Here is a 15,491-nt window from a genome sequence, read left to right on the forward strand (position 1 = left end):
TGTCGGTTCGAGCGGGGTCGGCTACTTGCCGAGCTGGTCGTCGAGGAGGTCGAAGACCTCTTCCAGGGAGGCCGCGGAACGGAGCTGTTCCATGGCCTCGTCGTTCCCCTCCGGTGCCGCGGGGGGCGGCGTCGCCGCGTCCTCGGCGTCCCGCGCCGACGGCGCGTCCGGCACGAGCAGGGTCCGCAGATGGCGGCCGAGCTCGACGGGGGTGGGGTGGTCGAAGACCAGCGTGGCCGGAAGGCGCAGTCCCGTGGCGCCGTTGAGCCGGTTGCGCAGTTGCAGGGCGCGCAGCGAGTCGAAGCCGATGTCGGTGAATGTGCGGCGCTCGCCGACGGTCCGCGGGTCGTCGTAGCCGAGCACGGACGCGACGTGGGTGCGGACCAACGCCAGCATCCTGGCCTCCTGTTCGGCCTCCGGGAGGCCGGCGAGGGTCTCCGCGGGGGAGTCGCCGTCGGCGGGCCGCTCGTCCCCGGTGCGGACGGTGGCGCGCCGGACCGGGGTGCGGGCGAGTCCGCGCAGGACGGGCGGGACCTCGTCCGGGTCTCCCCCGCCGAGGGCGGCGGTGTCCAGGTGCAGCGGGAAGACGACCGGGTCGGCACCGGCGCGGGCGAGGTCGAACAGGGCGAGTCCCTGGTCGCTGGAGAGCGGCTGGACGCCGGACCGGGCCATGCGCTTGAGGTCCGTCTCGTCCAGGTCGCCCGTCAGCCCGGACCGGGCGCCCCACAGGCCCCAGCCCAGGGCCACGCCCGGCGATCCCGCGGCGCGGCGCCGCTCCAGCAGGGCGTCCACGAAGGCGTTGGCCGCCGCGTAACTGCCCTGGCCGGCGGGGCCGAGCACGCTCGACAGCGAGGAGAACGCCAGGAGCGGGACGTCCGATCCGGCGGTCAGCTCGTGCAGGTGCCAGGCCGCGTCCGCCTTGGGGCGCAGCACGCGGTCGGCGCGCTCGGGCGTCAGCGACGTCAGCACGCCGTCGTCCAGCACACCGGCCATGTGGACCACGGCGGTCAGCGGGCGTTCCGCCGGGATCGAGGCCAGGGCCCCTTCCAGCACGGCGCGGTCGGCCGCGTCGCCGGTGACGACGGTCAACTCGGCGCCCATGGCGTGGAGTTCCCCGGCGAATTCGGCCACGCCCTCGCCGGCGCTCCCCGAGCGGGACACCACCGCGAGGTGCCGGATGCCGTGCGCGGCGGCCAGGTGGCGCACCACGAGCCGGCCGAGCACGCCGAGTCCGCCGGTGACCAGCACGGTGCCGTCGGTGCGCAGGGCCGCGGCCGGGGTTCCCCGGTCGGCCACCCGCGCCAGGCGCGGGACCAGCAACGCTCCGTCCCGCACGGCCAGTTGCGCCTCCCCGCTGTCCACGGCGGTGGGCAGCGCGGCCAGGGACTCGTCGTGCGCGTCGAGGTCCACGAGGACGATGCGGCCGGGGTTCTCCGCCTGGGCCGACCTGACCAGGCCCCACACGGCGGCGAGGACGGGGTCGGGCACGGCCCCGGCCGCGGTGGCGACCGCGCCGCGGGTGAGCACCAACAGACGCGATCCGGCGAGCCGTTCGTCGGCCAGCCAGTCCTGGACGGCGGCCAGGACGCGGTGGACGGCCCGGTGGGCGGCGGCAGGCGCGTCGGCGTCCCCGTCGGCCGGGGGCTGCGCGAGGACGACGACGTCGGGCGCGGCGGCTCCGGCATCCAGGCCCGCCCGCAGGCCGGCGAGGTCCTCGTGGCGCTCCATCTGTCCGCCGGGGGCGCCGTCGCCGACCCACACCCAGCTCACCTCGTCCGCGGCGCCGGGCTCGGGCCGCGCCGCCGGCTGCCACTCCAGGCGGAGCAGCGAGGTCCCGGCGGAGGCGGCGGCCCGGTGCAGGGCCTCGGCGGTCACCGGGCGCATCCCGAGGGAGCCGATGGAGAGGACCGGCCGTCCGGTGGGGTCCGTGGCGGTGACGGACAGGGAGTCCGGGCCGGTGAAGCGGATCCGGGCCCGCAGCCGTCCGGCGCCGTCGGCGTGCAGGGCGACGCCGTTCCAGGAGAACGGCAGCCGGGTCACGGCGTCGTCCGCGGCCGCGCCGGGCAGGCCGACGAACGCCGCGGCGTGCAGGGCCGCGTCGAACAGGGCGGGGTGCAGCCCGTAGCCGCCGGCGTCGCCGCCGCCCGGGGGGAGCTCGACCTCCACGAAGACGTCCCCGTCGAGGCGCCAGCCTCGCTTCAGCCCCTGGAACGCGTCCCCGTAGTGCAGCCCGCTCTTGGCCAACTGGCGGTAGCAGTCGTCGAGTTCGATGACCTCGGCACCGGCGGGCGGCCAGGTGGCCGGGAGGCCCTCGAAGCGCTCGCCGCCGCGGGCCAGGGTGCCCTCGGCGTGCAGGGTCCACGGCTCGTCGGCCCCGGCCCCGCCGGACCGCGCGTGCACGGTGACGGGGCGCCGTCCGGAGTCGTCCGGTGCCCCGAGGGCCAACTGGACGCGGACGGTGTCCTGTTCGGGCAGGATCAGCGGGGCCTGGAGGACCAGCTCCTCCAGTACGTCGCAGCCCGTCCGGCCGCCGGCGTGCAGCGTCAGGTCCACCAGCGCCGTGCCCGGGACGACGAGGACGTCGGCGACGCCGTGGTCGGTGAGCCAGGGGTGGCTGCGCGCCGAGAGGGTCCCGGTGTACAGGATCCCGCCGTCCGGCAGGTGGAGCGCGGCGCCCAGCAGCGGGTGGTCGACGCCGTCGAGTCCGGCCGACGCCAGGTCGGCCTCGGGGGCGGCCGCCTCCTCCAGCCAGTAGCGGCTCCGCTGGAAGGCGTAGGTCGGCAGGTCGACCGCCCGGGCGGCGGGGCCGAAGGCCTGCGACCAGTCGACGGCGACGCCGTGCGCGTGGGCCTCGCCGAGCGCGGCCAGCAGCCGTGCCGGTCCGCCCTCGTTGCGCCGCAGCGAGTCGAGGGTCAGGATGTCGGCCGCCTTGTCGTCGGCGGTCTCCTGGATGCCGACGGTGAGCACCGGGTGCGGGCTCGTCTCGACGAAGCCGGTGAAGCCGTCGTCGATGAGCCGGCGGACGGTGCGGTCGAACTGGACGGTCTCGCGGAGGTTGGTGATCCAGTACTCGGTGTCCAGGACCGTGGTGTCGACGGGCTCGCCGGTCACCGTGGAGTAGAACGGGACGTCCGACGGGCGCGGCGCGATGCCGGCCAGCGTCTCCCGCAGGGTCTCGCGGATCTCCTCGACCTGCGCCGAGTGCGAGGCGTAGTCCACCGGGATCTTCTTGGCGCGCAGGCCGTCGGCGGTGAACGCCTCGATCGCCCCGTCCAGTGCCGCGGGCTCGCCGGAGATGACCACGGAGCGCGGCCCGTTGACCGCCGCGACCGACACGGACCCGTCCCAGCGCTCCAGTTCGCGCAGCACCCGCTCGACGGGGGCGGCGACGGAGACCATCCCGCCCCGGCCCGACAGCACCCGCAGCGCACGGCTGCGGACGGCGACGATGCGGGCCGCGTCGTCCAGAGAGAGGGCGCCCGCGACATGGGCCGCGGCGATCTCGCCCTGCGAGTGGCCGATGACGGCGGCCGGTTCCACGCCGTAGGAGCGCCACAGCGCCGCGAGGGAGACCATCACCGCGAACAGCGCGGGCTGGACGACGTCGACGCGCTCCAGGGTCGGGGCACCGGACCTGCCCCGCAGCACCTTCGTCAACGACCAGTCGACGTAGGGGGCGAGGCTCTTCTCGCACGCCTCGATGGACTCCCGGAACACCGGGGAGGCGCTCATCAGCTCGGCGGCCATGCCCGGCCACTGGGACCCCTGCCCGGGGAAGACGAAGGCGAGGCGGTCGTGGTGCGCCGCGACGCCCAGCGCCACCTGTTCGCCCTGTTCGCCGTCGGCGAGGGCGGCCAGGCGCGCCATGGCCTCGGTGCGGTCCGCGGCCACCACGACGGCCCGGTCGGGCAGGGCCGCCCGGGTGGCGGCCAGCGAGTACGCCACGTCCGCGGCGGGGAGTTCGGGGTGGTCCGCCAGGAACTCCCGGATCCGCGCGGCCTGGGCGCGCAGGCCCTTGGGGCCGCGCCCGGAGACGGGCCAGGGCAGCGGACGCGCGTCGCCGTCCGCGGCGGACGGCTCGGGCTCGGCCTCCGCCTGCTCCAGGATGACGTGGGCGTTGGTCCCGCCCACGCCGAAGGAGGAGACGCCCGCCCGGCGCGGCCGGTCCCTCTCGGGCCAGGGCCGGGCCTCGGTGAGCAGTTCCACGGCGCCGGAGGTCCAGTCGACCATCGGTGTCGGCTCGGTGATGTGCAGGCTGCGCGGCAGGACGCCGTTGCGGATCGCCATCACCATCTTGATGACGCCGGAGACGCCGGCCGCGGCCTGGGTGTGGCCGATGTTGGACTTCAGCGAGCCGAGCCAGAGCGGCTGTCCGTCGGGACGGTCCTGGCCGTAGGTGGCCAGCAGCGCCTGGGCCTCGATCGGGTCGCCGAGCCGGGTCCCGGCGCCGTGCGCGTCGACGACGTCGACGTCCGCCGTGGAGAGTCCCGCGTGGGTCAGCGCCTGCCGGATCACCTTCTGCTGGGCCGGACCGTTGGGCGCCGTCAGGCCGTTGGAGGCGCCGTCCTGGTTGACCGCGGAGCCGCGCAGCACGGCGAGGACGCGGTGCCCGTTGCGCCGGGCGTCGGAGAGCCGCTCCAGGACGAGCACGCCCACGCCCTCGGACCAGCTGCTGCCGCCCGCGTCCGCGGAGAACGAGCGGGCCCGCCCGTCGGGGGCGAGGCCGCGCTGGCGGCTGAACTCGATGTAGCCCCAGGGGGTGGACATGACGGTGGCGCCGCCGGCCACGGCGAGCGAGCACTCGCCCTTGCGCAGCGACTCGGCCGCGAGGTGCATGGCGACCAGGGAGGAGGAGCAGGCGGTGTCCACGCTGACCGCGGGGCCCTCGAAGCCGAAGGTGTAGGCGAGGCGGCCCGAGGCGACGCTGGGCATGCTGCCGATGACGCGGTAACCCTCGGCGGCCGGCGGCACGTTGCGGATTCGGGCGCCGTACTCGCTGTACATGAGGCCGACGAACACCCCGGTCTTGCTGCCGCGCAGCGAGGTCGGGTCGAGCCGGGCCCCTTCGATGGCCTCCCAGGTGGTCTCCAGGAGGAGCCGGTGCTGGGGGTCGATCGTCACGGCCTCGCCCGGGCTGATGGCGAAGAAGTCGGCGTCGAAGTCGGGGGCGTCGTAGAGGAAGCCGGCGTGCCGGGTGACGGTGGTGCCGATGCGGTCCGGGTCGGGGTCGAACTCGACGTCCCAGCCGCGGTCGGTGGGGAACTCGGAGATCGCGTCCGTCTCGGAGCGGACCAGCTCCCACAGGTCCTCGGGGGACTTCACGCCGCCGGGCAGCCGGCAGCCCATGCCGACGATGGCGATCGGCTCGTCCGCGGCCGCCGCGCCGTGGCCGGCCGCCGACGGGGCGGCGGTGCCGTCGCCGAGCAGCAGGTGGGCGAGGTGCTCCACGAGCGCGCGCGGGGTCGGGTAGTCGAAGACGACGGTCGCGGGGAGCGCGAGGCCGGTCGCCTCCGACAGCAGCTCCCGCAGCCGTCCCGCGGACTTGCCGCGGACCCCCTGCTCGCCGAAGGCCCGCCCGGCGTCGAGGGACTTGGTCCTCCCGTCCGTGGCGGCGGCGGTGTGCGTGCGGATCAGGTCCAGCAGCAGACGGTGGCGCTCCGCCTCCCGGGCGGCCGCCAGCCGCTGACGGAGCGGCCTCCCGCCTCCCTCGTGCAACTCCATCATCGCTTCCTTCCTGGCAGGGTGAGGCGGCCGGTGGTCGTGTTCTGCACTGCGCAAGGCTGGTTCTCCGCCGCGTGGTTCGGTAGGGGTGCCGGGCCGGGGGGCGTCAGCGCTGGGTTCCGCTGTGGGGCGACCAGTCGGGCCGCTCCGGGAAGTCGAAGTCGACGGCGTCGTCCAGCCCCAGCTGCTCGACCATCTTCCGGGCGCCGGAGAAGTCGCGGACGAGCCGCTTCCCGCCGGCCGTCGCCCGCAGATCGCCGACGATCTCCTCCGCACCGCGGACGCCCGCCGCGTTCAGTTCGAGGAGCAGCGCCGACAGGTCCTGTTCGGCGAAGGCCTCCAGCGCGATCGGCAGACAGCGGACGAGGGCGCGGCGCTGCTCCTCGTTCATCCGGGCGTACAGCTCGCGGACGACCTCGATGACGATCGAGCCGTGCGCCGTCTCGTCGCGCAGGTGCAGGGTGGTGATCAGGGCGTGCATGGGCTGGATCGTCGTGTCCCGGGCCAGCAGCGCCAGCAGGGCGTTGATGCAGGTCTCGGCCACCGCGCCCCAGACGAGGACGGCGATGTCCCGCTCCCACTTCTCCGGCATGTCCGCCAGGACGCGGCGCAGCCGCCGGTAGGTGACGAGTTCGGGCTGGGGCGGCCGTTCGCTGATCTTGCGCAGCTCCCGGGTGCGGTCGATGGCGAGCATGTGCATATAGGTGTGGAAGCTCTCGTCCACGACGGCCTGTTGCACGCTCTTGCGGATGAGCGGGTCGTCGCTGCCGGGGAACACCCCGTGCATCACGAGGTCGAAGGCGGGCTCGGCGATGAGCTGTTCGGTGGCGATGACGCGCTCGTTGTAGCCGATCCACATGCCCGTCAGCACCCGTTGCCGCTGGTGCGGTTCGGCCGCGAGGAACAGGGGGTGCTCGGCGAACGGCACGATCTCCAGCGGGTAGTCGGGGACGAGGGTGTCGTAGTCGGCCCACTCGTCCAGGATGTCCGCCTTGTTGACCACCGCCGCGCGGCGGGGCCAGGCGCGCACCAGCCGGCCCAGGGTGGCGCTGCCGATGCCCTCCTCCTCGACCCACCCCCGGGCGGCCCAAGTGGTCGCCAAGTGCGGCTGCTCGTCTCGCATCATCTCTCCCGACCTCGTCGCCCGTGCCCACCGCGGAACCGGCGGGGACCGGCCCTTCCCGGTGCTCCGAGCACGCTCGGTGGAGGGACGGCCCGCGGTGTGTTCGCATCGTCGCCGACCGCTCTTGATGCTTTCTTGGACGCAACTTGGCGCCGAAAGATCGAGGCTTTCTGGATGGCGACCGGGAGTGCCACTATGGGCGTCTGAAGCGATGGCGCGGCCTCGGGCGACCGGAGCGTCCGCTGCGCACGGGGCGCACCCGCCCCCTTTCTGTTCGCCCCTTCTCCCGGTACTCCCGTCGGAGGACACCTCATGCTCGTTCCGCTCACCACGGCCGACTTCCTCGACCGCGCCGAGGCAACGGCCGCCTCCCGCACCTCACTTGTCGACGAGCCGCACCAGCCGGCCGCCGCGCTGCCCACCGCCACGTACGGCGAGACGCTGCGGCGCGTACGGGCCTGGCAGGCCGGCCTCGACGCGCTGGGGGTCGGCGAGGGCGAACGGGTCGCCGTCGTCAGCCCCAACTCCTCCCGGCTGCTGGAGCTGCTCTACGCGGTCACGGCGAGCGGACGGATCTGCGTCCCGGTGAACTACCGGCTCACGCCCGAGGAGATCTCCTACATCCTGCGCCAGTGCGACGCCTCCGTCGTCTTCGTCGACCCCGACGTCGAGGCGGCCCTGGGCTCCGTCGACGTGCCGAAGCGGTTCGTCCTCGGCGAGCAGACCGAGCGGGAGGTCATGCGCTTCGACGTCGCGCCCCGCCCCTGGTCGCGGCCCGACGAGAACGCGGTCGCCACCCTCAACTACACCTCGGGCACCTCGGCCCGCCCCAAGGGCGTCGCGCTCACCCACCGCAGCATCTGGCTCAACGCCATGACCTTCGGCGTCCACGCCCGCATCTGGGAGGGGGACGTCTACCTCCACACCCTGCCCACCTTCCACTGCAACGGCTGGGGCGTGCCGTTCCTCCTCGCCGGGCTGGGCGCCAAGCAGGTGCTGATCCGCCGGATCGACGGCATGGAGATCCTGCGGCGCGTCGAGGAGCACGGTGTGACGCTGGCGTTCGGCGCCCCCGCCGTGTGGGACGCGGTGCTCCAGGCCGCCCGCGACTGGCCGGGCGAGATACCCGGACGCGGCCGGGTCCGCGTGGTCTGCGCGGGCGCGCCCGTCGGCGAACAGCTGGTCTCCCGCGTCGAGAAGGAACTGGGCTGGGAGTTCCTCCAGGTCTACGGTCTGACCGAGACGACGCTCCTCACCTTCAACCGCCGCCTGCCGGGCGCCCCCGGGGACGGCGGGCTCACCCGGGCCGGCGCGCCCGCCCTGGGGGTGCGGCTGCGGACCGGCGAGCGCGGCGAGGTGCTGGCGCGCTCCAACATGGTGCTCGACAGCTACTGGCGGGACGAGCGGGCGAACGAGGCCGCGGTGGAGGACGGCTGGTTCCGCACCGGCGACGTCGGCTCCTTCGACGACGAGGGGCATCTCGCCCTCTTCGACCGGGTGAAGGACGTCATCGTCACCGGCGGCGAGAGCGTGTCCTCGGTGGAGGTCGAGGACTGCCTCCAGAGCCACCCCGGGATCGCCGAGGTGGCCGTCGTCGGCGTGCCGGACGAGCGGTGGGGCGAGACCGTCAAGGCGGTCGTCGTGCCCGCCGCGGGCACCCCGGTCACCGAGGAAGAGGTCATCGCCTACTGCAAACAGCAGCTGGCCCGGTACAAGGCGCCCACGTCCGTGGACTTCCGGGACGCCCTGCCCCGCACCAGCAACGGCAAGATCCAGAAGGGCCGCATCAGGGAGCCCTACTGGGCCGGCCATGACCGGCGGATCCACTGAGAACGGTCCGGATGCCGCCAAGGGCGTGTCCGCCGGGCCCGTACCGGCCCGTCGGACATGCCCTGGGGCTCGCCGGGGGGCGGTTGGAGCGTCCCCCGGCGGCCGTCAACTCTGCAGGCAGGCCCGTCCGACGCATTCGTCGCGCAGGATCCGGGCGAACAGCGACCGCAGCTCCCGGCCCGGGTCCACGCCCAGCTCCTGGGCCAGCGCCTTGCGGATGCGGTTGTACACCGCCACCGCCTCGGCCTGCCGGTCCACCTCGCACAGGGCGACCATCAGCAGCCACCCCAGCCGTTCACGGGTGGGGAACCGGGCGCTCAGCGCGGCCAGTTCGGCGATGGCGGTGACATAGTCGTGGCCCCAGGCCAGCTCGGCCTCCCACAGCGCCTCCATCGTGGCCAGGCGCAGCTCCTCCAGGCGTGCCGCCTCGCACACGGCGGGCTCGTAGTCGCCGAGTTCGGCGTAGGGCGCACCGCGCCACAGCTCCAGGCAGGCCCGCAGGGCCCGGCTCGCCTCCGGGTAGCGACCCTCCCTCAGCAGCTGCCGCCCTTCGCGCAGCAGGCCCTCGAAGCGCCGGGCGTCCACCCGTTCCGCCTCGACGGCCAGGACGTACCCCTGCGGCTCCCGCCGCAGGATCCGGTTCCGTCCCCAGGGCGGGCAGTCCGGCTCCAGTTGGCGGCGGAGGTGGGAGACGTAGCTGTGGAGACTGGCGACCGAGTTGCCGGGAGGGCCCGCCGGCCATATCGCCTCTGTGATCCGCTCCGCCCCGACCACCTGCCCCGGCGCGAGCAACAGCGCGGACAGCACGGCGCGTTGGCGGGCCGGGCCCAGCGGGAGCGGACCCTCGGTCGACGACACCGCCACCGGCCCCAGGATGTTGAAGGATAACTCGGTCGGTAGGTTCGCAACGGCATTCACCAGGAAAACGCCCTCTCTCGCAAACTGTTGGTCAATGACCACGGGTTCATCGCCCGTGACGGACAGTGGCACCTTTGCCGACGGACACGGTTCTCCCCCGGGTCCGCGGCGGAATTCCCCCCGATTCTGTGATCTTCGTCATCCGGGCGCGGGCGGCGACCGCCGGGGCGGGGGCGGGCCGCGCGCCGGATCACCCACGGGCCCGGAACGGGCCGCGCGCCGGGGGACCCTCGGACGCATCGTCGTGATTCACCGCCCAACCTCGAACCGCGGCGGCCGACTTCACACCCTCCGCACCGCACACGAGCGGACGGGCCACGCCGCCACGGACCCACCGATGATGGCAATCAATTCGCCCCCCGGCGTGACGGAGCAGTGAACAGCGCATTGCGCACCGCCCACCGGGCCGCACCCCGGGCGCCCGCCGCCCGCCGGTCTCAGACGACGGGCTTCCCCCTGTACACGAGAACGGCCGCCGTCCGGTTCGCCGATGCGTTGCATATGGGCCATACGTAGATCACGGCGGGATGCTTGCACGCCACCCACTGTGCGTCCAGCGCCGACCACGGCCACTGGCGCGATACGGAGCGGCGCGCATCCACCGCCGCAAGCCACGTCACCCGCATGAGGGCCGTTCGGCATGTTTGACATTCCGAATCCCCTGCTGACCTCGGGTTACCGGCAAGTACAGAGAGTGACCCGACGGCAGGGGCGGCAAGGACCCTTCAGATGACAGTGCGCATTTCGGCCATTCACCCGGACCGCGAAACGACGCCGACCACCGGCAAAGTGGCCCGATATCACCGTTTGAATGACCGAAACCCTACAGCAGAGGAGTAATTACCAGCCCGTCACCAACAAGGACAGAGCAGGCCTTCTCGCCTCAATCACCCTCATGCACGGTGTCCGGACCTCGACCATGAAGTGCGTAATCTGACAGCTCTTCCGACGGACAACGACCCACCCCGCGCGGCGAATCGCCGGACCGCCGGGACGGCAGGAGTGATGCGCGTGAAGCTGCGGGAACGGCTGCGGTACTGGTTCGACAGCACGATGGACCGCGGCACCCCGGCTCTGATCGGCTGGCTGGGCCTCGCCTCGGTGGTGCTCATCGCGGTCACGGCGACGGCCGTGACCCTGTTCACCGACTCCGACACCGAGGCCAACGGCGGCTGGCGGGGCGTCGCCTGGATGAGCCTGCTGCGCACGCTCGACCCGGGCACGATGGGCGGCGACACCGGGGGCCCGGTGTTCCTCGGGCTGATGCTGACGGTCACGATCGGCGGGATCTTCATCGTCAGTTCGCTCATCGGTGTGCTCACCACCGGCCTGGACCACCGCATCCAGCGGCTGCGCAAGGGGCGTTCGCGCGTCCTGGAACGCGGGCACACGATCGTGCTGGGCTGGTCGGACCAGATCTTCACCGTGATCGAGGAGCTCGTCGAGGCCAATCAGAGCGAGCGCCGCTCGTGCGTGGTCGTCCTCGCCGACCGCGACAAGGTCGACATGGAGGAGCAGATCCGGGCCCGCGTGCCCGAGACCGGCCGCACCCAGGTCATCTGCCGCTCCGGCAACCCCCTCAAGCAGGCGGACCTGGAGCTCGCCAGCCCCGACACCGCCAAGGCGGTCATGGTGCTGCCGTCCTTCGGCGAGGAACGCGACACCCTGGTCATCAAGGTCCTGCTCGTGCTCAACAACCGCGCCTGGACCGGGACCCGGCCCCCGGTCGTGGCCTCCGTGCAGGACTCCGGGAACCTGGCCGCCGCCCGGCTCGCGGCCGGCGAGGGCGGACTGGTCGTCGACGCCGAGGACCTCGCCGTCCGCCTCGTCGTGCAGTCGCACCGCCAGTCCGGGCTGTCCGCCGTCTGGAACGAACTGCTCAGCTTCTTCGGCAACGAGATCTACCTCCGCCCCGAACCGGCGCTGGCCGGCCTGACCTACGGCGAGGCCCTGCACCGCTACCGCCGCGGCATCCCCGTCGGACTCCGCACCGACGACGGCCGCATCCTGGTCAACCCGCCCATGGACACCGTGATCTCCGCGCGGGACGAGATCATCCTGATCGCCGAGGACGACGTGCTCATCGAGCTCGCCGACGCCCCGCCGGCGATCGTCGAGTCCGCCGTCGTCCTGTCCCCCGGCCGCCCCGCGGCCCCCGACCGCACCCTGCTGATCGGCTGGAACTCCCGGGCACCGAAGATCATCGACCTGCTGGACGACTTCGTCCGGCCCGGCTCCGCCCTCGACATCGCCGCTCCCCGCCGCCCCGCCACCCGCTGGACGACCCCGCTCGACAACCTCACCATCGGCCACAAGCGCTGCTCACCGACCAGCAGGCCCTCGCTGGAGTCCCTCGACCCCGGCGACTACCAGCACATCCTCGTCCTCTCGGACGAGACCGTCGACCCCGAACGGGCCGACAACCGCACCCTGGTGACGCTCCTTCACCTGCGGGACATCGAAGTCCGGCTCGGCGACCCGTACTCGATCGTCTCCGAGATGAACCACGACGGCAACCGCGAGGTCGCCCAGGTCACCAAGGCCGACGACTTCATCGTCAGCAACCGGCTCGTCAGCCTGCTGCTCACCCAACTCGCCGAGAACAAGGACCTGTACGGCGTCATCAGCGCCCTCTTCGACCCCGCCGGATCGGAGATCTACCTCAAGCCCGCGCCCCACTACCTCCGCCCGGGCGTCAAGGCCGACTTCGCGACGGCCGTCGAAGCGGCCCGCCGGCGCGGGGAGACGGCCATCGGCTACCGGCTCGGCCACGACCGCGACACCCCGCCCGGATACGGCGTGCACCTCAACCCGCCCAGGACGGCACCGCTCGCCCTGGGCGACGGCGACCACATCATCGTCGTCGCGGAGGGGCCCTAGGGCGCGTCCGATGGGTCGGCACAGGCCCTAACCCGTACCCGGTGGTGGGAGTCCCGCCGGCCCGGAAGGGACTCCCACCCCGGCCTCACACCCGCACGGCCCCGGGCGGCGTCAGCGAAGCCCGGGTGTTCAGCTTCTCCGCCTCCCCCGCCGCCCTGCGGTACGCCTCCGTGACCTTCTCGATCGACTCGCCCGAAGGCCCGCCCGGGGCGGCCGACCTGTTGCGGCCCACCCGGTCCATCTCACGGTTCGCCAGCACGATCGCCGACGTCGCCGCACGGCGCTCCGCCTCGTAGGCGGCCAGCGCCCCGACGACGTCCGGCCCGGCCGCCAGGTGGTACGCCAGCACCCGCGCGTCGATGATCGCCTGCGTGCCGCCGTTGGCGCCCGACGGATAGCCGGGGTGCGCCGCGTCGCCCAGCAGGGTCACCCGCCCCCGGCCCCAGAACGGCAGCGGGTCGCGGTCGACCATCGGGTATTCCAGGATCTGCTCGCTGCGCGCGAACAGCTCGGGCAGGTCCGTCCAGTCGAAGTGCCAGTCCGCGTAGTGCGGGAGCAGGTCCTCGATCGTGCCGGGCGCGTTCCAGTTGACGCCCGTGCCCAGCGCGCCGGGCTCGCCCGTCGGCACCAGACAGACCCAGTTGACGAGGGTCCGGCCCCGCTCCAGGGCCGTGCCGGAGATCTGGTACGCGACGAACTGGGTGTTCTTGTCGTCCGCCGCGATCACCACGGAGTTGCCGGGGGCGAACGACTCCGTCTCCGTCACGCCGCGCCACATCGTGACGCCGTTCCACCGGAGCGGCCCCTGGTCGGGGTGGAGGAGGGAACGGAGGGTGGAGTGGATGCCGTCGGCGGCGACCAGGGCCCCGGCCGAGAAGTCGAGGGAGTCGCCCGTCGACCGGTCCGCGGCGTGCACCCGGACCCCGTCGCCCGTCTCCTCGAAGTCCACGGCCCGGACGCCGGTGCGCACCGCCCCCGGGCCCAGCCGCTCGACGACCGCGTCCAGCAGCATCAGCTGCAACTCCCCGCGGTGAACGGAGAATTGCGGCCAGTTGTAGCCCGCGGCCGTGCCGCGCGCCTCACCGAAGAGCGTACGGCCGCGACTGTCCGCGAAGACGTGCTCGACGGCGGGCACGCCGAGCTCGGCCAGCTCGTCGAGGAGGCCGAGCTCGTCCAGCTCGCGGACGGCCGCCGGCTGGAGGTTGATGCCCACACCGAGCGGCCGGATCTCCCGGGCGGACTCGAGGACGAGCGGCTCGATCCCGGCCGCGTGCAGGCTGAGGGCGGCCGTCAGACCGCCGATGCCGCCGCCGCCGACGACGACATCCGCGGAGTGTGTTGTTGCCATGGTTCCTATCCAGAGCGAAGGAGGTGCACCGGGGCGCGAAGGGTGGGCGCGCCGCGGCGGGGGCGGAGAGTTACGCCGGGGTCTTCTTCAGGATCAACGCCGTGTTCTCGCTGGGCAGTTCGACACTGCGCTCGATGGTCAGCCCCGTCCGCGCGAACAGGTCCCGCGTGCTGTCGAGCGTCCGCTGCCGGCCGCCGTTGAGCACATACAGGTGCAGGTCCCACAGCGCCGGCAACAGGCCCGTGCCGTCGTCGCGGGTGAGCCGCTCGACGACGACCAGCCGCGAGTCGTCGGACATCGCCGAACGGAGGTTGGCGAGCAGGCGCAGACAGTGCTTCTCCTCCCAGTCGCCCAGCACGCGCGACAGCAGATAGGTGTCCGCCCCCTCCGGCAGCTGGCCGGAGAACATGTCGGTGACGACCAGGTCGACCCGGTCGGCGCCGACCGTCTGCTCGAAGTGCGCCCGGGCGATGGGCATGGTGTGCTCGAGGTCCACGAGCGTGCCGCGGGCCTGCGGGGCCGCGCGCAGGACCGTGGAGAGCAACTGGCCACTGCCGCCCGCGATATCGACGATGTGCCGGTCGCCGGAGAAGTCGATCTCCCGCGGGACCGAGTCGAAGTAGAAGTTGCTCGCCTGCATGGCCCGCTGGAAGCGGCCCGCCGCCTCGGAGTTGGCGCGCAGGTAGGGGATGAGCGGCTGGCCGTGCACCTTCTCGAAGCCGGACGCCCCGGTGCGGAACGACTCCTCCGCGTGCCCCCAGGCCGAGTAGAACTCCTCTCCGTACAGCAGGCACATGTCGCGGAGCGACTCCGGGCGGTCCCGCAGGAGTTCGCCGACCTCGGTGGTCCTGTAGTCGTGGTCCGAGGCGAACACGCCAAGCAACACCAGCAGCCGCATCAGGCGGTGGACGACGTCCTCGTCCATCCCGGTGGCCCGGGCGAGCGAGGCGTCGTCGGTGTTGCCGGCGGCGACGAGGTCGGGCAGGCCGAGTTGGGCCGCGGCGTATACCGCCTGGGTCCTCCAGGCGGCGGTGATGAGGTCGACGGTGGTGCGCGAGGCCTCTGCGCCTATGGCCATGTCTCCTAAGTCCTTTGCTGTGATAGGGCTTCGGGGGATGTTCGGAACTGCTGGCTTCTGAGCCGCTAGTGGTCCGTCGGGATCCAGTCGCGGTTGATGTGCGGCGTCTCGATGCTCAGCGACCGCATGTGCTCGATCGGATTGGCGTACTCGCGGCTGGACTTGATCCTGCCGTCCTCGAGCGTGAAGCCGTGGATGAAGTGGTTGCGGTAGTGACCTTCGGGGTACTGGGGGAAGCGGATCGTCCCCTCCCCGTCGCACTCCACCCAGATCACGTTCGGGTCCTGGGTCTCGTAGATCCGGACGTCGATCCACTCCCAGTCGGGCAGGACCTCCAGCGAGAGCTCGTTGTGCCGCCGGAGACGGTCCCGGCCCTTCACCACGATCGGCCGGCCGATGTCGGTGTAGAACAGGGCCGTCTCACCGTCCTCGGTGTAGAGCGTGTACCGCTCCAGGCGCGCCTCGGCACCCGTCCGCAGATACTTCTCCACCGCCTCCCGGTTGCGGGCGCGCAGATCGAGGTCACTGGTGAAGACGGACGGGGCCACGGTCGTCGATGACATGCTGTCGCTCATATCGTCTCGCAAGGGGCG

General features: G+C 72.9%; 8 protein-coding genes. 2 read left to right on the forward strand and 6 right to left on the reverse strand.

Annotated elements, in window-relative coordinates; genetic code table 11:
- Window positions 1–21: 21 nt before the first annotated feature.
- Complete coding sequence (locus AB8735_RS05195; RefSeq protein ID WP_372405651.1) at window positions 22–5,724, reverse strand: type I polyketide synthase; 5,703 nt, start codon at window positions 5,722–5,724, stop codon at window positions 22–24.
- Window positions 5,725–5,827: 103 nt separating this feature from the next.
- Window positions 5,828–6,847: a 4-aminobenzoate N-oxygenase gene (locus AB8735_RS05200; protein WP_344021791.1), complete on the reverse strand. Its 1,020-nt coding sequence runs from the start codon at window positions 6,845–6,847 to the stop codon at window positions 5,828–5,830.
- 309 nt (window positions 6,848–7,156) lie between these two features.
- On the opposite strand from AB8735_RS05200, the gene AB8735_RS05205 reads away from it, so the two are divergent.
- Window positions 7,157–8,674 (forward strand): AMP-binding protein, encoded by a 1,518-nt coding sequence (locus AB8735_RS05205; protein WP_344021792.1) that lies wholly within the window; start codon window positions 7,157–7,159, stop codon window positions 8,672–8,674.
- Between the two features lie 105 nt (window positions 8,675–8,779).
- Here AB8735_RS05205 and AB8735_RS05210 read toward each other — a convergent pair whose 3' ends face one another.
- Window positions 8,780–9,538: an AfsR/SARP family transcriptional regulator gene (locus tag AB8735_RS05210; protein WP_344021794.1), complete on the reverse strand. Its 759-nt coding sequence runs from the start codon at window positions 9,536–9,538 to the stop codon at window positions 8,780–8,782.
- A 1,065-nt stretch (window positions 9,539–10,603) separates the two neighbouring features.
- Here AB8735_RS05210 and AB8735_RS05215 point away from each other — a divergent pair.
- Window positions 10,604–12,472 carry a potassium transporter TrkA gene (locus AB8735_RS05215; RefSeq protein WP_372405653.1) on the forward strand — a complete coding sequence of 623 codons (1,869 nt, stop codon included), beginning with the start codon at window positions 10,604–10,606 and terminating at the stop codon, window positions 12,470–12,472.
- Between the two features lie 85 nt (window positions 12,473–12,557).
- Here AB8735_RS05215 and AB8735_RS05220 read toward each other — a convergent pair whose 3' ends face one another.
- From AB8735_RS05220 to AB8735_RS05230, 3 genes are all read right to left on the reverse strand, one after another.
- Entirely contained in the window at window positions 12,558–13,820 is a 1,263-nt protein-coding gene (locus AB8735_RS05220) for an FAD-dependent monooxygenase (protein ID WP_372405654.1), read from the reverse strand.
- Between the two features lie 70 nt (window positions 13,821–13,890).
- Window positions 13,891–14,898: a methyltransferase gene (locus AB8735_RS05225; protein ID WP_372405655.1), complete on the reverse strand. Its 1,008-nt coding sequence runs from the start codon at window positions 14,896–14,898 to the stop codon at window positions 13,891–13,893.
- A gap of 65 nt (window positions 14,899–14,963) precedes the next feature.
- Window positions 14,964–15,461, reverse strand: coding sequence for a PhzA/PhzB family protein (locus tag AB8735_RS05230; protein ID WP_344021803.1), 498 nt, complete (start codon window positions 15,459–15,461; stop codon window positions 14,964–14,966).
- Window positions 15,462–15,491 lie beyond the last annotated feature (30 nt).

This window comes from Streptomyces luteireticuli (assembly GCF_041519305.1).
In the GTDB taxonomy this organism is placed as follows: Bacteria; Actinomycetota; Actinomycetes; order Streptomycetales; family Streptomycetaceae; genus Streptomyces; species Streptomyces luteireticuli.